We start from the raw sequence: 17,888 nt of genomic DNA on the forward strand, positions 1-17,888 counted from the left end.
CCTTAACCATCCAAGCCCTTCTCAATCACAAGCTCGATATTTTGGCAAAGTCACTCATTTTTAAACAACATCTTCACGGTGTTTTTTATGGCTAAAACTTATAATGGGTTGTCAATCATTCGCCAAACAGGCCCTAACGCTCCTACAAAAAATGTATCAAAACCAACTAAAGCCTCAGTAAAGTGAATCAAAAACTTCTTTGGGGCTGACACACTTGTTAAAGTTATGGTTATTATTGTCTTAACCTTTAGATTACGGTATAAAATAGCAAAATTAGCCAATTTATATAATGAGTTATGCCAAGCCGCCAGTTAAGTACCCTACTACTTTATTCTATTCTTTTTAGCTCATTTTTCATTCTTTCAGCTTGTAAATCGACTCCAGAGCCAGTGAAAACTGTGCATGTCACCCCTAAAAAACTGAGCCACTTGCCCTATGATGCTGCAACTCACGGCAAAGATATTGTCGATACTCAATTGGCCTTAGGCGATCGTAATTTATATCTTGCCAGTAACGGCAATATTAAGATGCTATCAAAAGCGCAATGCCAAATTGATATTTCAGCCCATCGTGGTGATTTTCGCCAGCCTGAAAGCAGTTACAATGCAATTTCTGCCGCACTTAACGATAACTTCAACAGTGTTGAAATTGATGTCATGTTGCTGGGCGATGGCACTTGGGTAAATCACCATGACAGCCAAACTGGCCGCGCCACTGTGCATTACACCGGTGAGCGTTTCAAACTGGAACGCATGAACCTTAAAGAGTTTAAACGGCTAAAACTGCGGGACAAGCATAATAACAATCTACTCAATGAGCGGCCGATCACCGCTAAAGAGTCCTTTAAAATATTCGCCGCCCAGCGACTGCCAAATCAAAAATTAAATGTAGAAATAAAGTCAAAAGCCAATGGCCAAAAATTGCTTGAGCTAGATAATATGCTCAGAAAGTACGTCGGCCACGAAGGCTATTACTTCTCATCGTCTGAGCAAGATACCTTAGTGAAATTGCGAGGCATAAACCCTATTGTTTACTTGGGCTTTGTCCAAGGTGGTCACCCTACCAGCATTGATATCTTGCGCAGCGACTTACGCAAAGGCGCAAGTAACGATGCTTACTATCTAGAAAATCACACTAATATTGAGCGCGCTAGCAATTATGGTACCAAACGATATCGCTCCCGTTATCAAGATCACACCAGCACTGATGCACTCAAAAAGCTAAGAGCAAAACTGGGTTACAACTCAGGGATCCACCTTGATATTCGCAGCTACATGCAAAACTCTGGGGTAAAACAACGCGCTCAGCGACTAGGAATGAAAGTGTATAGCTATTCACTTAATGGCACGGATTATCATCAGTCACAGTTGCTCAAACTGAGTAAAAATAATCTGCCTGATGGTGTCATTGTCGATGCCACGCCTTACAAGATCTGTCAGCAGTTGTTTAATGCCGCCGTGCCAGCGCAGCGCTATCAAGCAGTGACAGATTTAGGTCAATACATTGTCTCACTGCCAGTAGATGCTGACTTTGATCGCTTTAAAGAAATGCTCGGCTACCAGCATGAAGGTTACTATTTATCATTAACCTCCGGCCTTAAATCCATCTATAGCGCGAAAGCTAAAGTGGTGCCAGCCAGCACGCCTACGCCGTTATTGGAGCATGGTTTTCCCACTATCACCGATGAAAAAATTGATACCCATACAGGTGACAGCATCATCTTAACCTTGCCAAGCAGCAATGCTAAATAACTAAAACTGAAACGAGAACTAGAACTAGAACTAGACCGATAACAACAATGATTAATAACAATGACCAATAACAATCATAGCCCCTTTGCTACCGATCTACTCAATAGCGCCCCGACACAACAAAAAATGCAAGCGGCTGAGCAAGCGTTAAATAAGGTTAAATCAAAGCAGCATTCAGCGCAGGCTAAAGCCAAGCATCAGCAGCAACGTGAAGCGCAAATAACCCAAATGGGCAAACCCTTTTGGTGGATGCTACTGATGTTCATTTGCTCAGTGGTGTATTTATTTCCTGAAGCCGTTTTTAATGCCGCCTTAACCGATGTCGCCGGTGGCCGTAATGCCAGCGAAGATGAATTGCACGCCATTGAGTTATTTGGTCGCACCATCAGTGGTATAGGGGTGACGCTGCTGCTAGCAGACTTATTACTAAAGGGCCGCCGCGTTGCCAAAGTGTCGCGGGCATTGGGGTATTTTGCACTGATTGCACTGATAGTGTGGCCAACAGTTTTCTTTGGTCAAAAGTGGTTAGTGGATCATTTTATTATTGATACATCAAGCCCACAGGAGCGCCAACAAGCTTACTTATCACAGGTTCTACGCAGCGCGCTTATTGAAAAATCTATTCAATTTGAAGGGATCCATTACGATCCCGATAGTGAACATAACGCCACCGAAAAAACCTTTCTGTCTGTATTTGGCGGCCTTGTGTATGCCGATGATAAGCTGGTCGATGATTTAGAACAGCAAAAACGGGCCATCATGGAAAAATTTGTCCGTGACCGCGCCATGTCGAATTTCGATCTGCACTATAGCGACTACGATAGTTTTCGCCTGCGCCTACAAGATAGCTATAAAGAGTACGCTCAAGGTTCTAATGATTACAACCAAGCACTGGCCAGCTCGCCAGAGCGTTCCAATGAATATTGGCTAGACACCCAAAACCAAGTTAAACAAGGTTGGGAAAAATACCAAAAAGGGACTGATGCTTACGAAGCCCGCGTGGAGTCCCGTGCCCAACAAATCGCCCCAAAGGTGTATGACTATTTTGAGCGTCGTAATAAATGCGCCGACATGAAAAAAGGCAGCAGTCGCGATCGCTGTTTCGAGCGTTTACAAACCGGTTATGACCAAGAAATCGCCAAATACGGTATTGGCTATATTCCCCCTGATGATTGGCTAAAGCGAGAAGAGATTTCGACCTCGGAAAATGTCGGTAATTCAATTATTAGCGGGGTAATGACCTTAGGCCTATTTACCGCAATGCAAGCCGTTGATGCTGCTATGGGCGGCGATGCCGGTTTTAAAGATCATAGAATGATATTCACTAACGATGTAAATCATTACAAAAGCGTGCTGATGGTAAAAATGGAGCCAGATTTTGTCAAAGAATCTGGCGGTTATCCATTAGGGATATCAAGCATACATGAGTTCAGGCACCATGAAATAACCAGTGCTAAAGTCAACGCCAGATTAAAACAAAAAGGCCTAATGTTACCAAGCTCTTGGGTTATGGCTGACAGAGTGAGTTTTGATAATGCTGTCAGTAAAAAAGTGCGCCAACAAGCGGATGCCAAATGGCGTGCAGCCATGAAGAAGCAAGGCAATGATATGCCGCCTAATTTAAGCTGGCAGCAGTTTCAGCAACAGGGCGATATTCAGCGCCGCATAGCAGCTAAAATGGCAGAGCTGTATGTGAACCCAACCCTTGCTGATTGGAATAATCGTGAGTTTAAGCAGCGCATCATTGAGCCTAATATTCAGCGCAAAACCACCGAGTATCTTAATGTACTTGAAGCTCAGCAAGCTGAGTTTGCTGACGGCGGCGCATTTGAATCAAGCGGTAAGTCAGCCCTAAGAGCAACGATTATTCCGCCTATTTCCATGTCAATTAGCTTGGCGTTGGTGTTGCTAACCGTGTTAAAGCTACCCATGAAAGCATTTGAGTTAGTACAAGCAAAGCGCGCCTCAAACGCCGAGGCCCGCCCTACAAAACCCTATATAAAACCGGCTATTTCAGCGGGGATATTAGTGGCTATTTTTGTGGTGCCACTGTCGCTAGGCGGTAATCATTACACCGCTAATGGCTCAGCGCTGCACTACTTTTTTGAGCAAATGAAAAAAAATGACTCTGCCAGCATTTCTTATGCGCTTAAGTGGCTATTGGTCACTCAGCCTATGGTGCAACCAATTGGCACAGCCATTGATCAAAGCCTGTTTATCACCCAGGGATTTGATGCCATCAGTGAGCCAATTCACCGCTTTGATCAAGCGATTATGTCGCCATTAACTGTCACAAAAAAACCATCGCAGTCAGCGCAAGCACATGCGCCGCTTTTACCTTTAACCATTAAAACCAATGTTAACAATGCCAAGGTGGCAGTGATGAATATAAAGCCCAAATACCAAGCGGGAATGAAACTGCCTGCCGGTGGTTACGACATTAAAGTCAGCGCTCCAGGCCATAACTCGGTGCGGCAGTGGGTCTACCTCAAAAATGATGAGACCACTTTCAACATTAAGCTTTAACAGCATAGTTAAGGTTAACTGATAACATAATTTTTAGTCTTTCACGCATTGATTAACAGGACATATTACGTGAGTAAATTAGAACAATTTCAAGATTTTATCCGCTCAAACGGTAAAGAGCTAACGGGGGTAAATGTCCCTGTGGTATTAAGTGATGAAAGCGCCAAAACCACCAATGTTAAATTTCATTTTGGTTGGACAATTGAAATTGGGGTAACCAAACACGAACATGGTGGCTATTGTCCATCAGGCATACAGTCAGGAAGCTCATCGCAAGCGTGTGATTGTGCCCACAATAAAGCCAAAGAGTATGTCAGTGGTCAAAATGGATTTTTTAATGAGACCTTTAAAAAAATCTTAACCGCTGATGTCGCCAAAAACTTTATCATTAAAGATACCAATCTAGGTTCAGCACCTGATAGTTATGTGGGTGAAGATATTTGCCATATCTGTAATGGCCGCGGCAAATGTTCATGCTCATCGTGTAATGGCAATGGCTCAACATCATGTACATCTTGTAGCGGCAGCGGCCGTCATCATGTGACTAGGCAAGATCACAATAACCGCACCGTTTACACCACAGAGTCGTGTTCATCATGTTATGGCAGCGGGACAAAAACCTGTTACACCTGTAATGGCTCAGGTCAAGTCACCTGTAAAACTTGTGATGGCGGCGGATATTTATATTACAGCTACACAATTGATGGCGATGCAAAACGATCAACTAAATGGTTTATCAACAGCCCCGATTATCACCAGTGGATAACAGATTACGTTACCAATGCGGGCTTTAATATTATTAACAACATCAGTGACGTGAATGAAATTGACGTTACTGAAGCCCTAAATGGCTGTACGTTCATCTATGGTTTTACTGCCAACCTACCGACCCTACAATATACCGCGACCATAGATAACACCGATACCACCCTGTGCTTTGCAGGTACCAACAATGTGACTCACAATGCCGGTGGCGTATATGACCCAGCAGTGTGGAAAAATGCCAAAAAGTTAGCCGCCGGAGACAAAGACGATGATAAGAAAGCCTTAGCGATTCCGGCCATTAAAAATATTATTGAAGCCCATGAAACCAAAACAAAAATTGCCTTACTGACTGAAAACTGGGTATCAAAAGATATCAAAGAGGCGGTCATCAGCAACTACCAAAGCTTGGTATCTCAACTTAAAAAAGATAACAATCAGGGTTTTGCATGGCAGTTGGTCAAAGGCGTTGTCAATTGGGGACTAATTTTAGCTATGGTAGCTATGTGTTTTGCCATGCTAGCACCTGAAATGGTTTATGATGCTGAGTATCGCTCGGGGCTGCTAAGTCATTATCAATTTTTTATTGATTTACTGTTAGCGAGATTCGGTCTTTATGGACTCCCCACTTGGTCAAACTACCCTATCGTCCTTGCATGGTTTTGGGGATTATATGTCGCTATTCCTAAACTGTATTGGAAGCAAATTAGTCAGCCCAAACGGCTAGGGTTAACTGTACTTTCTGGCTATGTAGTATCGTACTTTTTACTGAACCTTGTTGCTATCCTTTTCACCCTTAGCCATTACCCTTTGCTCCCCACCAACATGTTAGTGGGTGGCGGGTTACTGCTGAGTTTATATTTGGTTTTTGCGGGCTTTTTTGGGCCTAAAAAGTGGTACTTCAAAATACTGGCAGGTTTGGCTGCTGTAGCTGGCGTCGCAGCGCTCCAATTCGGCTTAGAAACCGTAAGCTCTCAAGTGCAATTTATACCAGAGCACTATTCGAAATACTCGCGATACTTAGGCGCTGCACTGGATCCGGCTATTCAATATATGCCGTTTATTTATATTGAGATAGCAGTATTAGCGGTTGCAACAGGGATTATCACCACCCGCAGACGATTCTGGATAAAGGCCAAAACCGCAGTATCTGAATACGACTGCGCCGTATTGCTTAAATCTTTAAAGCTGGACAAATAACTATCCATAAAGCGACTGGCTGGGGGATATTTTAGCCAGTCGCCCTTTTAAAATACCCTCGAACGCAGTACTCTAACCTTAATAGACATGGCAAGTATGGAGTACCGCCAATAATGAGTATGACCCGCTTAATGACCAATGCCATTTCGGTCGAACCTTCACCAGCTCGCACTCCAACTATCAATATTACTTATTTCTCTTCTATCAATAAGTCTGCAAATACCATAACGCAAAGCAATAAACACCATATTGGTGCGCATCAAACCCTGAGTATTGTGGCAGATGATAATCAACATCTTGATATTGATAACCTGAGCCATCAAGACCAAGGTTTTGAATTGAGCGATCAAGAACGTTACGCCTTATTTGATAGCCAAGGCATGAACCGTGACTTTATTCGCCGGCATATTCGTCAAGAACGTAAAAGTTATACCCAAGCAGAACAGCACCAGCTTTCGTTAATTGCCTGTCGCCATATGCTGGCAGAAATACAGCAAAAAAATGCCCAAACAGTGGCTCTGTACATCAGCCATGACGGTGAACTGGCAACACAAAAATTAATAGAAGCCCTTTGGCACATCGGGGTAAAAACCTACTTACCTCGCATTCACCCATTTAGCAAAGGTAACTTGTTGTTTTTGCATTACCATGCCGAATCAAAAATGGTATTCAATCAATATGGTATCGCTGAGCCTGCGTTGTCGGTGCAAGATATTATCCCAGTAAACAAACTGGATATGATTGTCACTCCACTGGTTGCGTTTGATGACAAGGGCAATCGCATGGGCATGGGCGGTGGCTATTACGATCGCACTTTGTGCCAAGTGATTGATGGGAAACCATTAGCAGTGGGCTTTGCCCACGACTGCCAGCAAGTGAGCCAACTCCCAGTAGAATATTGGGATGTGCCGCTACCAATAATTATCACCCCTACAAGGCGCATATCCTGTATATAAACCATTAATATGTCAGCAATTAACATGCAAAAAAAGCCCATCACGACAATATCATGATGGGCTTAATATTAGGCTGAGAACTCATTAAAACACTGGCGTTAACTCACCGCTTTATCTAACGCTTGGCTGATATCGGCAATAATGTCATCGATGTGCTCAATGCCCACCGAAATACGTACTAAATCTTCTGATACCCCAGCTTTAGCTAATTCTGCGCTGTCTAACTGACGATGGGTGGTACTGGCAGGGTGACAAGCCAGTGACTTTGCATCGCCAATATTCACTAATCGCAGCACCATTTGCAGCGCATCAATAAATTTACCACCAGCCACTTTACCCGCCTGTGCATCGGCTGCTTTTATACCAAAACTGATAATGCCTGAGGCTTTACCGCCGGTGATTTTTTTACATGTCGCGTTAAATGGGCTATCAGCTAATGCAGCGTAGTTTACCCAGCTTACATTAGGGTGTTGCTGTAAATACTCGGCTAACGCTAGGGCATTACTGCAATGGCGTTCCATGCGCAGACTTAAAGTTTCAAGCCCTTGGAGTAATAAGAACGCACTTTGGGGTGATAAAGCTGCGCCGGTGTTTCTTAGGGGCACGACCCGGCAGCGGCCAATATAGGCAGCGGGGCCAAAGGCTTCGGTGTACACCACGCCGTGATAAGACGGATCGGGTTGATTTAAAATCGCAAAGCGGTCTTTATTGGCGACCCAATCAAATTTACCTGAATCAATGATCACCCCGCCAATAGTGGTGCCATGGCCGCCAATGTATTTGGTCAGTGAGTGGATCACAATATCTGCACCATGATCAAAAGCGCGGCAAAGCACGGGCGTTGCCACAGTATTATCGACAATTAACGGCACCCCATGTTTATGGGCAATGTCGGCCAAGCGTTGTAAATCGACCACGTTACCCGCTGGATTGCCGATGGACTCACAAAACAGCGCTTTGGTTTTATCATCAATTAGCGCATCTAAGCCGTCAAAGTCATCATAGGCCGCCATGCGTACATCAACCCCTTGGCGGGGCAATGTATGGGCGAATAAGTTATAAGTACCGCCATATAACTGGCTAGTGCTAACAATATTATCGCCTACTTGGGTGAGCGCCTGTATCGCATAGGTGATGGCCGCCATACCTGATGCCACCGCTAAGGCACCAATGCCGCCTTCGATGGCGGCTAAGCGCTGCTCAAGCACGTTAGTGGTTGGGTTCATGATGCGGGTATAGATGTTACCAGCCACTTTTAAATCGAATAAATCGGCACCATGCTGGGTATCATCAAAGGTGTAAGACGTGGTTTGGTAAATCGGCACTGCTGCGGCCTTGGTGGTCGCTTCCGACTCGTAGCCATAATGTAATGCCAGTGATTCCAGTTTCATGTTTTCTGCCGTCATAATGCCTTCCTTTACCTTAAGATATTCAAATTGGGCCATCTACCAAAAAGTTGTTTGCCGGATAAACTTTCGAATTAATAGCCGGATAAAAAACAACCAAAAACCAGTGGTACTCCACACTAACAATAAGACGTCTAGATGTCTATTTAAAATATTCAGCCATTAAAAAGGGAGCCGTAGCTCCCCTATATAAACTCAATAGCAAACACAGTTAGGCTAAGTGACGGCCACCATCCACCGCAAAACTGCGACCAGTGACGTATTGACTGCTTGTCAGGTAATCAACTAATTCAATGATCTCAGGGTTACCCGCCTCTTTAGGCAGTATGGCTTTGGCTAGCGCTTTTGCTTTGTAGGCCTCATCGTCGCCTTCATTAAACAAAATCATCGCAGGGGCAATGGAATTGACTTTCACCATAGGCGCAAGTTTACTCGCAAATGACAGGGTTAAATTGTGCATTGCCGCTTTACTGGCCGCATAGGCAATATGCTTTTTACTGCCTTTTTCTGCCACGTAATCGGTAATATGAATAATATTAGCACTGCCAATATTGCCACTTGCTGAAGCGATTAATTTGTCGGCCAGAGCCAAGTTTATTTGATAAGGCGCACTGACGTGAATATTCATCATTCGGTTCATGATATCGGCTGAGGTCATGCCCGGCTTGGTTTTATCGTTATGCCAGTCAGATGCATTATGAATGATGCAATGAAGCTCGTCATGGGTGTCATTAATGCGCGCTAACATATCGTCTATTTCAGCAGGAATGCACAAATCACATTGATAAAGGTCGGCACCTAATTCAGCTAATTCATCAATAGAGGGGTAATGGGTTCTAAAGGTGCCGATGACCTTCATGCCTTTAGCGAGAAAGTCCTTTGCTAAGGCGTAACCAATACGTTTGCCGACGCCAGTAATGAAAATAGTTTGCTTCATTGCAGTTCTCTTATGATGATTTTTATTGAAAATAAGAAGTGTTAGAAAAGGTCATTAATGCAGTCGTTTATCATTGCAATTAATCATAAGCAATTAATAATAGCCTCATTGACTCGAAATTAATGACCTTTAAAGTATGATTCAAGCTAAAGCCGATTAGCTGTTAGCAAAGAATTCAGCTCTTGAGGCAGGGTTAGCTTTAAAGCAGCCGCCTAGTGCGGAGGTTTTGGTATAGGATTGAGTATCCATAATGCCTCGGGATTTAACGCAGTAATGGGTGGCATTGATACTAATGGCAACATCGTCGGTTTCAAGCAAGGTTTGCAGTGCCACCAGCACTTGCTGGGTGAGTCGCTCTTGTACTTGAGGTCGCTGGGCAAAAAATTTCACTATGCGGTTAATTTTAGATAAACCAATAATTTTGCGCCCCGGCACATAAGCAACATTGGCAACACCATCGATGGTAATAAAGTGATGTTCACAGGTACTAACCACGCTAATATCACTGACTTTAACCATTTCATCTACGCCCATTTTATTGTCAATTTGGGTGACTTTAGGGAAGTGGTTGTAATCAAGCCCAGAGAAGATTTCATTAACATACATTTTGGCGATTCGATGAGGGGTTTCACATAAGCTGTCATCGGTTAAATCAAGTCCAAGGGTAGAGATAACTTCTGTCATCAATCCTTGAATGCGAGCCACTTTTTGCTCGTTAGTCATATCATTTTCAACGACTGGGGTTTCAAGACCTCGCTCAATCAGTACTTGCTGTACTTTACGTGCTTCTTCAGAAATCATGTGTTTTCCTTATGGCAACTCGTGCCAAATTAAAACTCACTTTATTTTCGCTGCTCTAATGATAATGAAACAGAGTCGGCAAAACGTAATGCGTGTGGTTTGTCGATTGTCACCCGCGACATGGTAATGGAAGGATGCTCACTGCAAATTGCCAGCACATCAGCAACTAATTTTTCCAGTAATAAAAATCGACCTTCTTCAACATGTTGGATCACTTTCTTGGTGATTATCTTGTAGTTCAGCGCATCAGCGACATCATCAGTTTGAAAAGACTTATCGGCTGGGTACTGAATTTCAATATTAATAACAACATCTTGCTGCTTTTCTCGTTCATCAGGGTTAAAGCCGATGAAAGTACGTAAACGTAAATTAGTAACTTTAATAATTGCTTGGCTAATTGACATAGAAAGCCTCATTTTGAATACGCGTTTTTGGATACTGTTTTTGTATACCAATGCGCAATACGTGAATACATCTAGTAAAGATCAAATAAAAAAAGAGCCAACGTAAACTCTGCTGACTCTCCTATTTATAGCGATAAACAAACCATTATGCGAGTTTACGTGCTTGATAGCTTAGTTAACTTACCTTAATTAGTCAGCTTAAAGAAAATCAACTACCACAGGATTAACTTCAAGCTAGTTGGCTTACTAAAACTCTTTATAATTTCTATAACTTACCTTGAAGAAAATAAGGTAAAACACCGGCACTATGATTAATGTCAATATGGTTGCAACCCCAAGACCAAACATCACTACCGCCGCTAATGACTCAAAGAAGGCATCGGTCAATAGCGGTAGCACCCCTAAAATGGTGGTGATAGCAGCCATACAAACGGGTCTAACACGGCTAACGGTTGAGTTAAATACCGCTTCAAAGGTTTCGACGCCGTCATTAATCTCAGTGTTAATTTGATCCAGCAAGACAATACCGTTTTTAAGTAGCATACCCGATAAACTTAACATTCCCAGCAGCGCCATAAAGCTAAAGGGTTTATCTAAAATCAATAAGCCTGAGGTAATACCAATAATGGCCAGCGGCACACACGCCCAAATCACTAATGGTTTTCTCACTGAGTTAAACAAGAATACCGTGATTAAGAACATGAATAAAAAGCCCAGTGGCAAGGTGGCAAATAATGACTCTTGTGCATCATTGGATGATTCAAACTCACCGCCCCACTGCAGCTCATAACCCACAGGTAATTCTAGCGCTTCAATTTGTGGCTTAATTTGGGCAAACAATTGCGCCGGTAAAATATCATACTCAAAATCCGTATCGGCAAATACCGTTAAGGTACGTTTGCGATCCCGGCGTTGAATAATGGGATCTTCAAACTTAACCTCAAACCCATCAACCACTTGCTGCAGCGGTACAAAGGCAGACAGCGCAGGGCTCCAAATACGAACACTTTCAAGTGAGTCGATATCAATACGCTCATCTTCTGGTAAACGGCCAATGATTGGCAATAAGGTCGTCCCTTCGCGGTATACCCCTATTTGTAACCCTGTAAACGAAAACTTAATCGCTTCATCTACTTCACTTTTTACGATACCTAAACGTCTTGCTTGGGTTTCATTAAAGCGAGGCGCAATGTATTTCACCCGTTCACGCCAGTCATGACGCACGTTAACGGTTGCCGGTGTGGCCTGGAATATCTCCATCACTTGCGCTGCAATGCTTCGCAATACATCAGGGTCTGCACCGCTAATACGCGCTTCAATTTTAGCGTCTGTTGAAGGGCCGATTTCTAAGCGCTTAAACTTAAACTGCGTCTGCGGGTATTTAGCTTCGACTGCCCTTCTAAATTCAGTCATTACCTCACTAAGAGACTCAAAATCTTCGGTGCGAATAGCCATTTGCGCATAAGATGCGTAGTTTTTCTCTGGCGAGTAAGTCAGTAGAAAACGCGGAAAGCCTTTACCTATGCTCGAGCCAACAAACTCAACATTATCAAGCCCCATGGCGATGGACTCCATGCCCTCGACAATGCCCTGAGTTTCACGAATATCTGTGCCTTCTGGCATCCAGGCATCCACTAAGAAAATCGGCGTGGTAGAAGGCGGGAAAAACGATTGCTTAACGTAAGCAAAGCCATAAATCGAAATACAAAATGCCATCACCACGGCGATAACACTCACCCAGCGATGCTTCATACACCAATCGAGTAATACTTTGTAAAACACAAAAAAGGCACCACCGTAGGGATCTTTAAGCTCACCTTCCACTTTTTCAGCATCTTTTCCAAAAAATAACTGCGCAAAAAATGGTGTGATGGTAATGGCAGTAATCCAAGATAAAAACAGTGAAAACAGTAATACCCAGAATAAAGAGCCCGCAAATTCACCGGTAGCATCAGGTGATAAACCGATTGGCGCAAAGGCAGTAATAGCAATCACTGTCGCACCAAGTAATGGCCACATGGTTTGTTTTACAATGCTTTGAGCAGCTTCTAAAGTCGTTTGGCCCCGCTGCCTGCCGATTAATATGCCTTCAACAATAACAATGGCATTATCCACCAGCATCCCTAAGGCAATAATTAACGCCCCTAAGGATATTCGCTGCAGCTCAATCTCTGCTTGCAGCATCAACATGAAGGTGCCTAAACAGGTTAAGAACAAAATTAACCCTATTAAAATACCTGACTTAATGCCCATAAAGACCAGTAGCACGCCGATTACGATCACTACCGCGGCAATTAAGTTCCATACAAAGCTGCCCACTGAAGCATCTACTTCATTAGGCTGGTTATACATGGTTTCAATCATCATGCCCGCTGGGCGGACACTTTCAATACTGGCAAGCTTGGCGTCAATGGCTTTACCCACTTCAACCACATTCACCCCGGTTGAAAATGCGATGCCAATGTTGATCGCATTGTGCTGATTAAAGGTCAGTAGATTGGTGGGAATATTTTGAAAGCCCCGCGATACTGTGGCGACATCTTTTAAGTAAATAAGCTTATCGCCTTGGGTGCCTGGAATAATCAGCCCTTCTAGCTCGCTAACAGACTTAAAACCACCACTGGTACGGATTTTTAAGTTGTCACCGGCAACCTGAATGTTACCAGCATCAGACACCATATTTTGCGAATTAAGCAGGTTGCTCACTAAAGATGGATCGATATTAGAACTGGCAGCTTTGTTGAGCGACATTTCAACGAAAACTTGCTCTTGTTGATTGCCTGCCAATGACACTTTACCCACACCTGGCACGAGCTCTAATTCACGTTTAACGTAATCGACGTAATCTAAAATATCGCGGTAACTGTAATCGCTACCGCTGACCATTAGCATCACCCCGTAAACATCACCAAAGTCATCATTGACCATGGGAGCCTGAACACCTGGCGGTAAACTGGCCGACATATCATTCACTTTTCGGCGCAGCTCATCCCAAATTTGTGGTAGCTCATCAGGGCCGTAGTTATTTTTCATGGTCACAGTAATTTGTGACATTCCCGATGTGCTTAATGACTTGAGAGTATCGATATAAGGCAATTCTTGAATGGCCTTTTCGATTGGGTAGGTCACTTCTTCCTCCACTTCCGTTGAGGTCGCACCTGGGTACAGGGTGACAACTACCGCATCTTTAATGGTAAATGGTGGGTCTTCTAATTGGCCAAGGCCGGTAAATGACATTAAGCCGCCGATCAATAAGATCAGGGTAAACATCCAGCTAATGACGGTGTTTTTGACAAAGTAGCCTGCAATATTCATATGACACTTTCCTTTGTGTTAGCTGGAACGATTGTGAGTAATGGGTTTATTAACAATACAATCATCAGCCTACACTCCCCCTACTACTTGTACTTTTTGACCAGCCACTAAACGTGAAGCGCCCGTTTGAATAATCACTTGGCCATCTTTTAGCCCATCGATAACTTCAATTCTGTCGCCGACGATCACACCTAAAGTCACGTGCTGATACTGGATAGATTGATCAGATTTATCAAACAGCCAAACACCACTGTCTTGTATTTCAATGTCACTGCCATCTTGCATAATCACCGCTTCGATAGGCACCAAGAACTGTCGGTTGTAGGTGTAAGTAAGGTGGCTTAAGTCAACTTTCACCTTGGCAGGCATACCTTCAAGCACTTTATATTTAGGGTCTAAATCTACTGCTATCGTGGCTATATAGGTTGAAGTTGCGGGATCTTTTTCGGTGTTAACTTCCAGTAAATGGCCATCAAATGTGGCATTAGGAAAGGCTTCAAAACTGACCTCTAGCAATGCGCCTACGCTTCTGTCCTTAGCCTTCTTTGACACCGCAATCAACATATCAGGAATTTGTACATCCACTTCGATGCGCTCAATCTTTTGAATACTTACCACTGGCACGCCCGGCTGCACGTTTTCAAAAGACTCTAAAAATACATCACTGATCACCCCTGAGAAGGGCGCTCTTAGCTCAGTGTATTGCAGATTAAGCTCTGCTTGCCTTGCCTCGGCTTTTGCTACTAAGTACTGGGCATTCATTTGATCATAATCAGATTGCGCCATTAACTGCTTAGCCACCAACTGTTTACCACGTTCAGATTGTTTAAAATTAACCTCCATACGTGCCCTTCGATCGCTTAAAGCAATCTCAAAGTCAGTTTTTTCTAATATCGCTAGTAGCTCTCCCTTTTCAACTTGTTTGCCTTTAGTCGCTGGAATTTGCGCAATACGCCCGCCAACACGAAAAGAAAGATTGGTTAAGTCCTGCGCTCTAGCAACACCATTAAACTCACGGATCACCGAGTTATCGACAACTGGTAAAGTGTAAGTGGTGACTCTGGTAACATTAGGCTCAATATCGGGGCTTTTTTCACAGCCACTCAGTGCTATAACCGCCATGAGTAGGCCAGCACTTTTAAGCAAGCCATAGATTAAATTACTGTTCATATTATAAGCCTCGCTCTTTAATCCATTGCACAGCTGCTTGGCCATCTTTAAGCTCAGACGCCCCCGCTACGACTAACCAGTCACCATCTTCAAGGCCAGAGACTAAGCGATTGCCTTTTAATTTTACGGGCACTTTTTCAAGGGTTAACGCCTTTGGAGACCAGATAAAAACAAAGTCAGTTTCATTTTCAGTAATCACAGCACCAGCAGGAATTTTAGGATGAGCATCAGCGGTTCTGGCAGGCAGTTTGACTTTTACTTGGGCCGACATCCCCGGTAGCACATTAAGTTGCTCAGGCATTGGCAGGGTTAAAATGATGGTGTAACTACCTGTGGTTGAGTCGGCAATGGTATTGAGCTCTTTTAAACTGGCAGCATACCAACGATCGCGACTGTCAAACTTCACCTCAAGGTTTTGCATCTTATCAAAGCTTGAACCGGCTTTTTGAATCGCACCAATAAACTGCTCAGGTAACTGAAAACTAATATCAATGGCTGATTCGATCCGAATTCCCATCACTTCTTCTTGGGCTTGAACATATTCAAAAGCACGCTTGCTGCGTTTAGAAATGATGCCTTTGTAAGGAGCCAATAATTTGGTGTAAGTCACATCTGCTTTGGCTTTGTCTAATGCGGCTTGGGCAATGGTGTAATCGCTTTTGGTTTGATCGTAATCATTACGCGAAACCACCCCTTGCTCAACCAAAGATGCATTACGCTCGAACAGAACTTTAGCTAATTCAAATTGCGCCTGAGCGACAGCCAATTGCTGTATATAAATAGCGCCATCAAGTTGCGCAAGCACTTGGCCGGGCTCCACGGCATCGCCGGGGCGCACAAAAATGTCAGCAATTTCACCAGCAACCCTAAAAGATAAAGCGGCTTTTTCTGAGGCTTTTACTTCACCAGGTAAAAATCGTTCTCGAAAATCACTGCCCACATCAATTTGCAGGACTTTAACGGGCCTGGGGTCAAATGATGCAGCTGTTGTAGTCTGCTCAGCAGCAGTAGAATACGCGAGAAAGGGACTGGTTAAAGCCACCAAGGAGAACACGAGTAAAGAAGAAAGTTTACAGGGCTTCTTCATTTTTTGCTCCGAAACATTTTAGTTAACTAGATAATAACATTCAAAAACTTACAATAATAGCGACTATAAGCCAGCAACAAAGATCTAAACAAGCACATTTGACGTATTATTCATTGTAGTAACTTATTGAGTTAATTTAGAACTTAGTAATTAACCATAGAGGTATCGAGATGGAATTACGGATTTTTTACGACAGTGCCTGCCCCTTATGCAGCAATGAAATGCAACAATTAAAGCAACATGACCGCTTGCACAAAATTGAGCTGGCTGATTTAAACCAAGACGGTTTTGCCGAAAAGTATCCCCATATCGACTTAGAAAAAGCCAACAAAATTTTGCATGCAGAAACCAACCATGGCGAAATATTACTGGGACTGGATGTGACGGCAAAAGCTTGGGCACTTACAGGAAAACATCAATGGGTACAGTTATTGCGCTTACCTTGTATCAAACCATTAGCCGATGTGGCTTATCTTGGTTTTGCAAAACACCGCTACAAATTATCCTACCTGTTAACCGGTAAGCAGCGCTGTGAAGATGGTAGCTGTAGCATCAAATAGTGAGTTAACTGCTTAAAGCCATAGCTACAATCAGCCATCAACCCAAGGAGATTTACTTGAGCCAATCATTCACTGCAAATTCAGGCTCAGTTGCGTTAATCATTGGTGCATCTTCTGGGATTGCAAAGGCCATTATTGCAGCACTGATTAAGCAAGATACGGCAACTGACATAAAGCACCTCATCAGTATCAGCCAATCTGCAACTGCTGAGACGAAATTGGCTAATGAAAGTGCTAACCCCATAACTCAGCAACATATTAGCTGCGATTATTCAGCAGACGCCATTGCCACACTGTGCCAGCAATTGCAGCCGTTAAAAGGTAAAATTACTCGGGTATTTATTTGTAATGGCAGATTGCACAATCAGTATCAAATGACTGGCGCAGCAACAAGGAGCGCCTCAGAAAACACAGTTTCTAAAACTCTCCCCTTTAAAACAATAGCCCCTGAAAAGCGCTTAGAAGATGTTAACCCTGAGGCAATGCAGGCTTTGTTTGAGTCAAACACCATTACCCCTATGCTGTGGCTACAGCATTTAGTCAAACTGGTTGCAGGTAAACAGGGCTGTATTATTAATGTGCTCAGCGCCCGAGTAGGCAGTATTAGTGATAATCGCTTGGGAGGATGGTATAGCTATCGCGCTTCAAAAGCTGCGCTAAACATGCTAATTAAAACCGCGGCGATTGAATATGCTCGGCGTGCCAAAAACGTAAAGCTCATTGCTTTTCATCCCGGCACCACAGACACCCCATTATCCAAACCTTTTCAGGCCAAAGTGCCCGCTGAAAAATTATTTACTGCTGAATTTGTCGCGTCGCAATTACTGAATATCAATAACGCAATTAAGGAAGCTGGAAGCGAAAGTAGTGAAGATGACAACGCTGAAATTGTCCGAATTTACTACGATGGACAAGCCAGCTTTATTGATTGGCAAGGAAAACTGATTAGTTGGTAAAGGGCTTAGGTCTTTTCCCCTTGCAGCAACTTTAGCCTGTCAGCAACAAAAATGCGA

The 17,888-nt window shown here is 43.5% G+C and carries 13 protein-coding genes; 6 read left to right on the top strand and 7 right to left on the bottom strand.

The features are described from left to right. Positions 1–296 precede the first annotated feature (296 nt). From BCU94_RS00005 to BCU94_RS00020, 4 genes are all read left to right on the top strand, one after another. Positions 297–1,751 (top strand): glycerophosphodiester phosphodiesterase family protein, encoded by a 1,455-nt coding sequence (locus BCU94_RS00005; RefSeq protein WP_102438477.1) that lies wholly within the window; start codon positions 297–299, stop codon positions 1,749–1,751. 60 nt (positions 1,752–1,811) lie between these two features. After that, positions 1,812–4,277, top strand: a complete 2,466-nt coding sequence (locus BCU94_RS00010) for a hypothetical protein (protein ID WP_102475310.1) — start codon at positions 1,812–1,814, stop codon at positions 4,275–4,277. Between the two features lie 69 nt (positions 4,278–4,346). Beyond that, positions 4,347–6,239, top strand: a complete 1,893-nt coding sequence (locus BCU94_RS00015) for a hypothetical protein (RefSeq protein WP_102475311.1) — start codon at positions 4,347–4,349, stop codon at positions 6,237–6,239. 113 nt (positions 6,240–6,352) lie between these two features. Further along, positions 6,353–7,195, top strand: a complete 843-nt coding sequence (locus BCU94_RS00020) for a 5-formyltetrahydrofolate cyclo-ligase (protein WP_241900968.1) — start codon at positions 6,353–6,355, stop codon at positions 7,193–7,195. 98 nt (positions 7,196–7,293) lie between these two features. Here the strand turns inward: BCU94_RS00020 and BCU94_RS00025 are convergent, their stop codons facing one another. The 7 genes from BCU94_RS00025 to BCU94_RS00055 form a co-directional block, all read right to left on the bottom strand. After that, positions 7,294–8,586 (bottom strand): aminotransferase class I/II-fold pyridoxal phosphate-dependent enzyme, encoded by a 1,293-nt coding sequence (locus tag BCU94_RS00025; RefSeq protein ID WP_102438582.1) that lies wholly within the window; start codon positions 8,584–8,586, stop codon positions 7,294–7,296. A gap of 226 nt (positions 8,587–8,812) precedes the next feature. Further along, a complete protein-coding gene (gene folM / locus BCU94_RS00030) occupies positions 8,813–9,538 on the bottom strand; it encodes a dihydromonapterin reductase (RefSeq protein ID WP_102438483.1) in 726 nt (241 codons plus the stop codon). Between the two features lie 156 nt (positions 9,539–9,694). Beyond that, positions 9,695–10,339, bottom strand: coding sequence for a GTP cyclohydrolase I FolE (gene folE / locus BCU94_RS00035; RefSeq protein ID WP_102438485.1), 645 nt, complete (start codon positions 10,337–10,339; stop codon positions 9,695–9,697). 41 nt (positions 10,340–10,380) lie between these two features. Continuing rightward, entirely contained in the window at positions 10,381–10,737 is a 357-nt protein-coding gene (folX, locus tag BCU94_RS00040; protein ID WP_076539769.1) for a dihydroneopterin triphosphate 2'-epimerase, read from the bottom strand. A gap of 252 nt (positions 10,738–10,989) precedes the next feature. Beyond that, entirely contained in the window at positions 10,990–14,058 is a 3,069-nt protein-coding gene (locus BCU94_RS00045; protein WP_102475312.1) for an efflux RND transporter permease subunit, read from the bottom strand. 69 nt (positions 14,059–14,127) lie between these two features. Next, the gene (locus BCU94_RS00050) at positions 14,128–15,228 is read right to left on the bottom strand and encodes an efflux RND transporter periplasmic adaptor subunit (protein WP_241904938.1); all 1,101 of its coding nucleotides are present in this window, start codon (positions 15,226–15,228) and stop codon (positions 14,128–14,130) included. 1 nt (position 15,229) lies between these two features. Next, positions 15,230–16,315 (bottom strand): efflux RND transporter periplasmic adaptor subunit, encoded by a 1,086-nt coding sequence (locus tag BCU94_RS00055; RefSeq protein ID WP_102475313.1) that lies wholly within the window; start codon positions 16,313–16,315, stop codon positions 15,230–15,232. A 170-nt stretch (positions 16,316–16,485) separates the two neighbouring features. Here BCU94_RS00055 and BCU94_RS00060 point away from each other — a divergent pair, with 170 nt between their 5' ends. Together BCU94_RS00060 and BCU94_RS00065 are read left to right on the top strand one after the other, a co-directional pair. Continuing rightward, positions 16,486–16,875 carry a DUF393 domain-containing protein gene (locus BCU94_RS00060; RefSeq protein WP_102438492.1) on the top strand — a complete coding sequence of 130 codons (390 nt, stop codon included), beginning with the start codon at positions 16,486–16,488 and terminating at the stop codon, positions 16,873–16,875. Between the two features lie 56 nt (positions 16,876–16,931). Then, positions 16,932–17,831, top strand: a complete 900-nt coding sequence (locus BCU94_RS00065) for an SDR family NAD(P)-dependent oxidoreductase (protein ID WP_102475314.1) — start codon at positions 16,932–16,934, stop codon at positions 17,829–17,831. Positions 17,832–17,888: the final 57 nt, after the last annotated feature.

Source organism: Shewanella sp. 10N.286.52.C2 (genome assembly GCF_002874545.1).
Classification (GTDB): Bacteria; Pseudomonadota; Gammaproteobacteria; order Enterobacterales; family Shewanellaceae; genus Shewanella.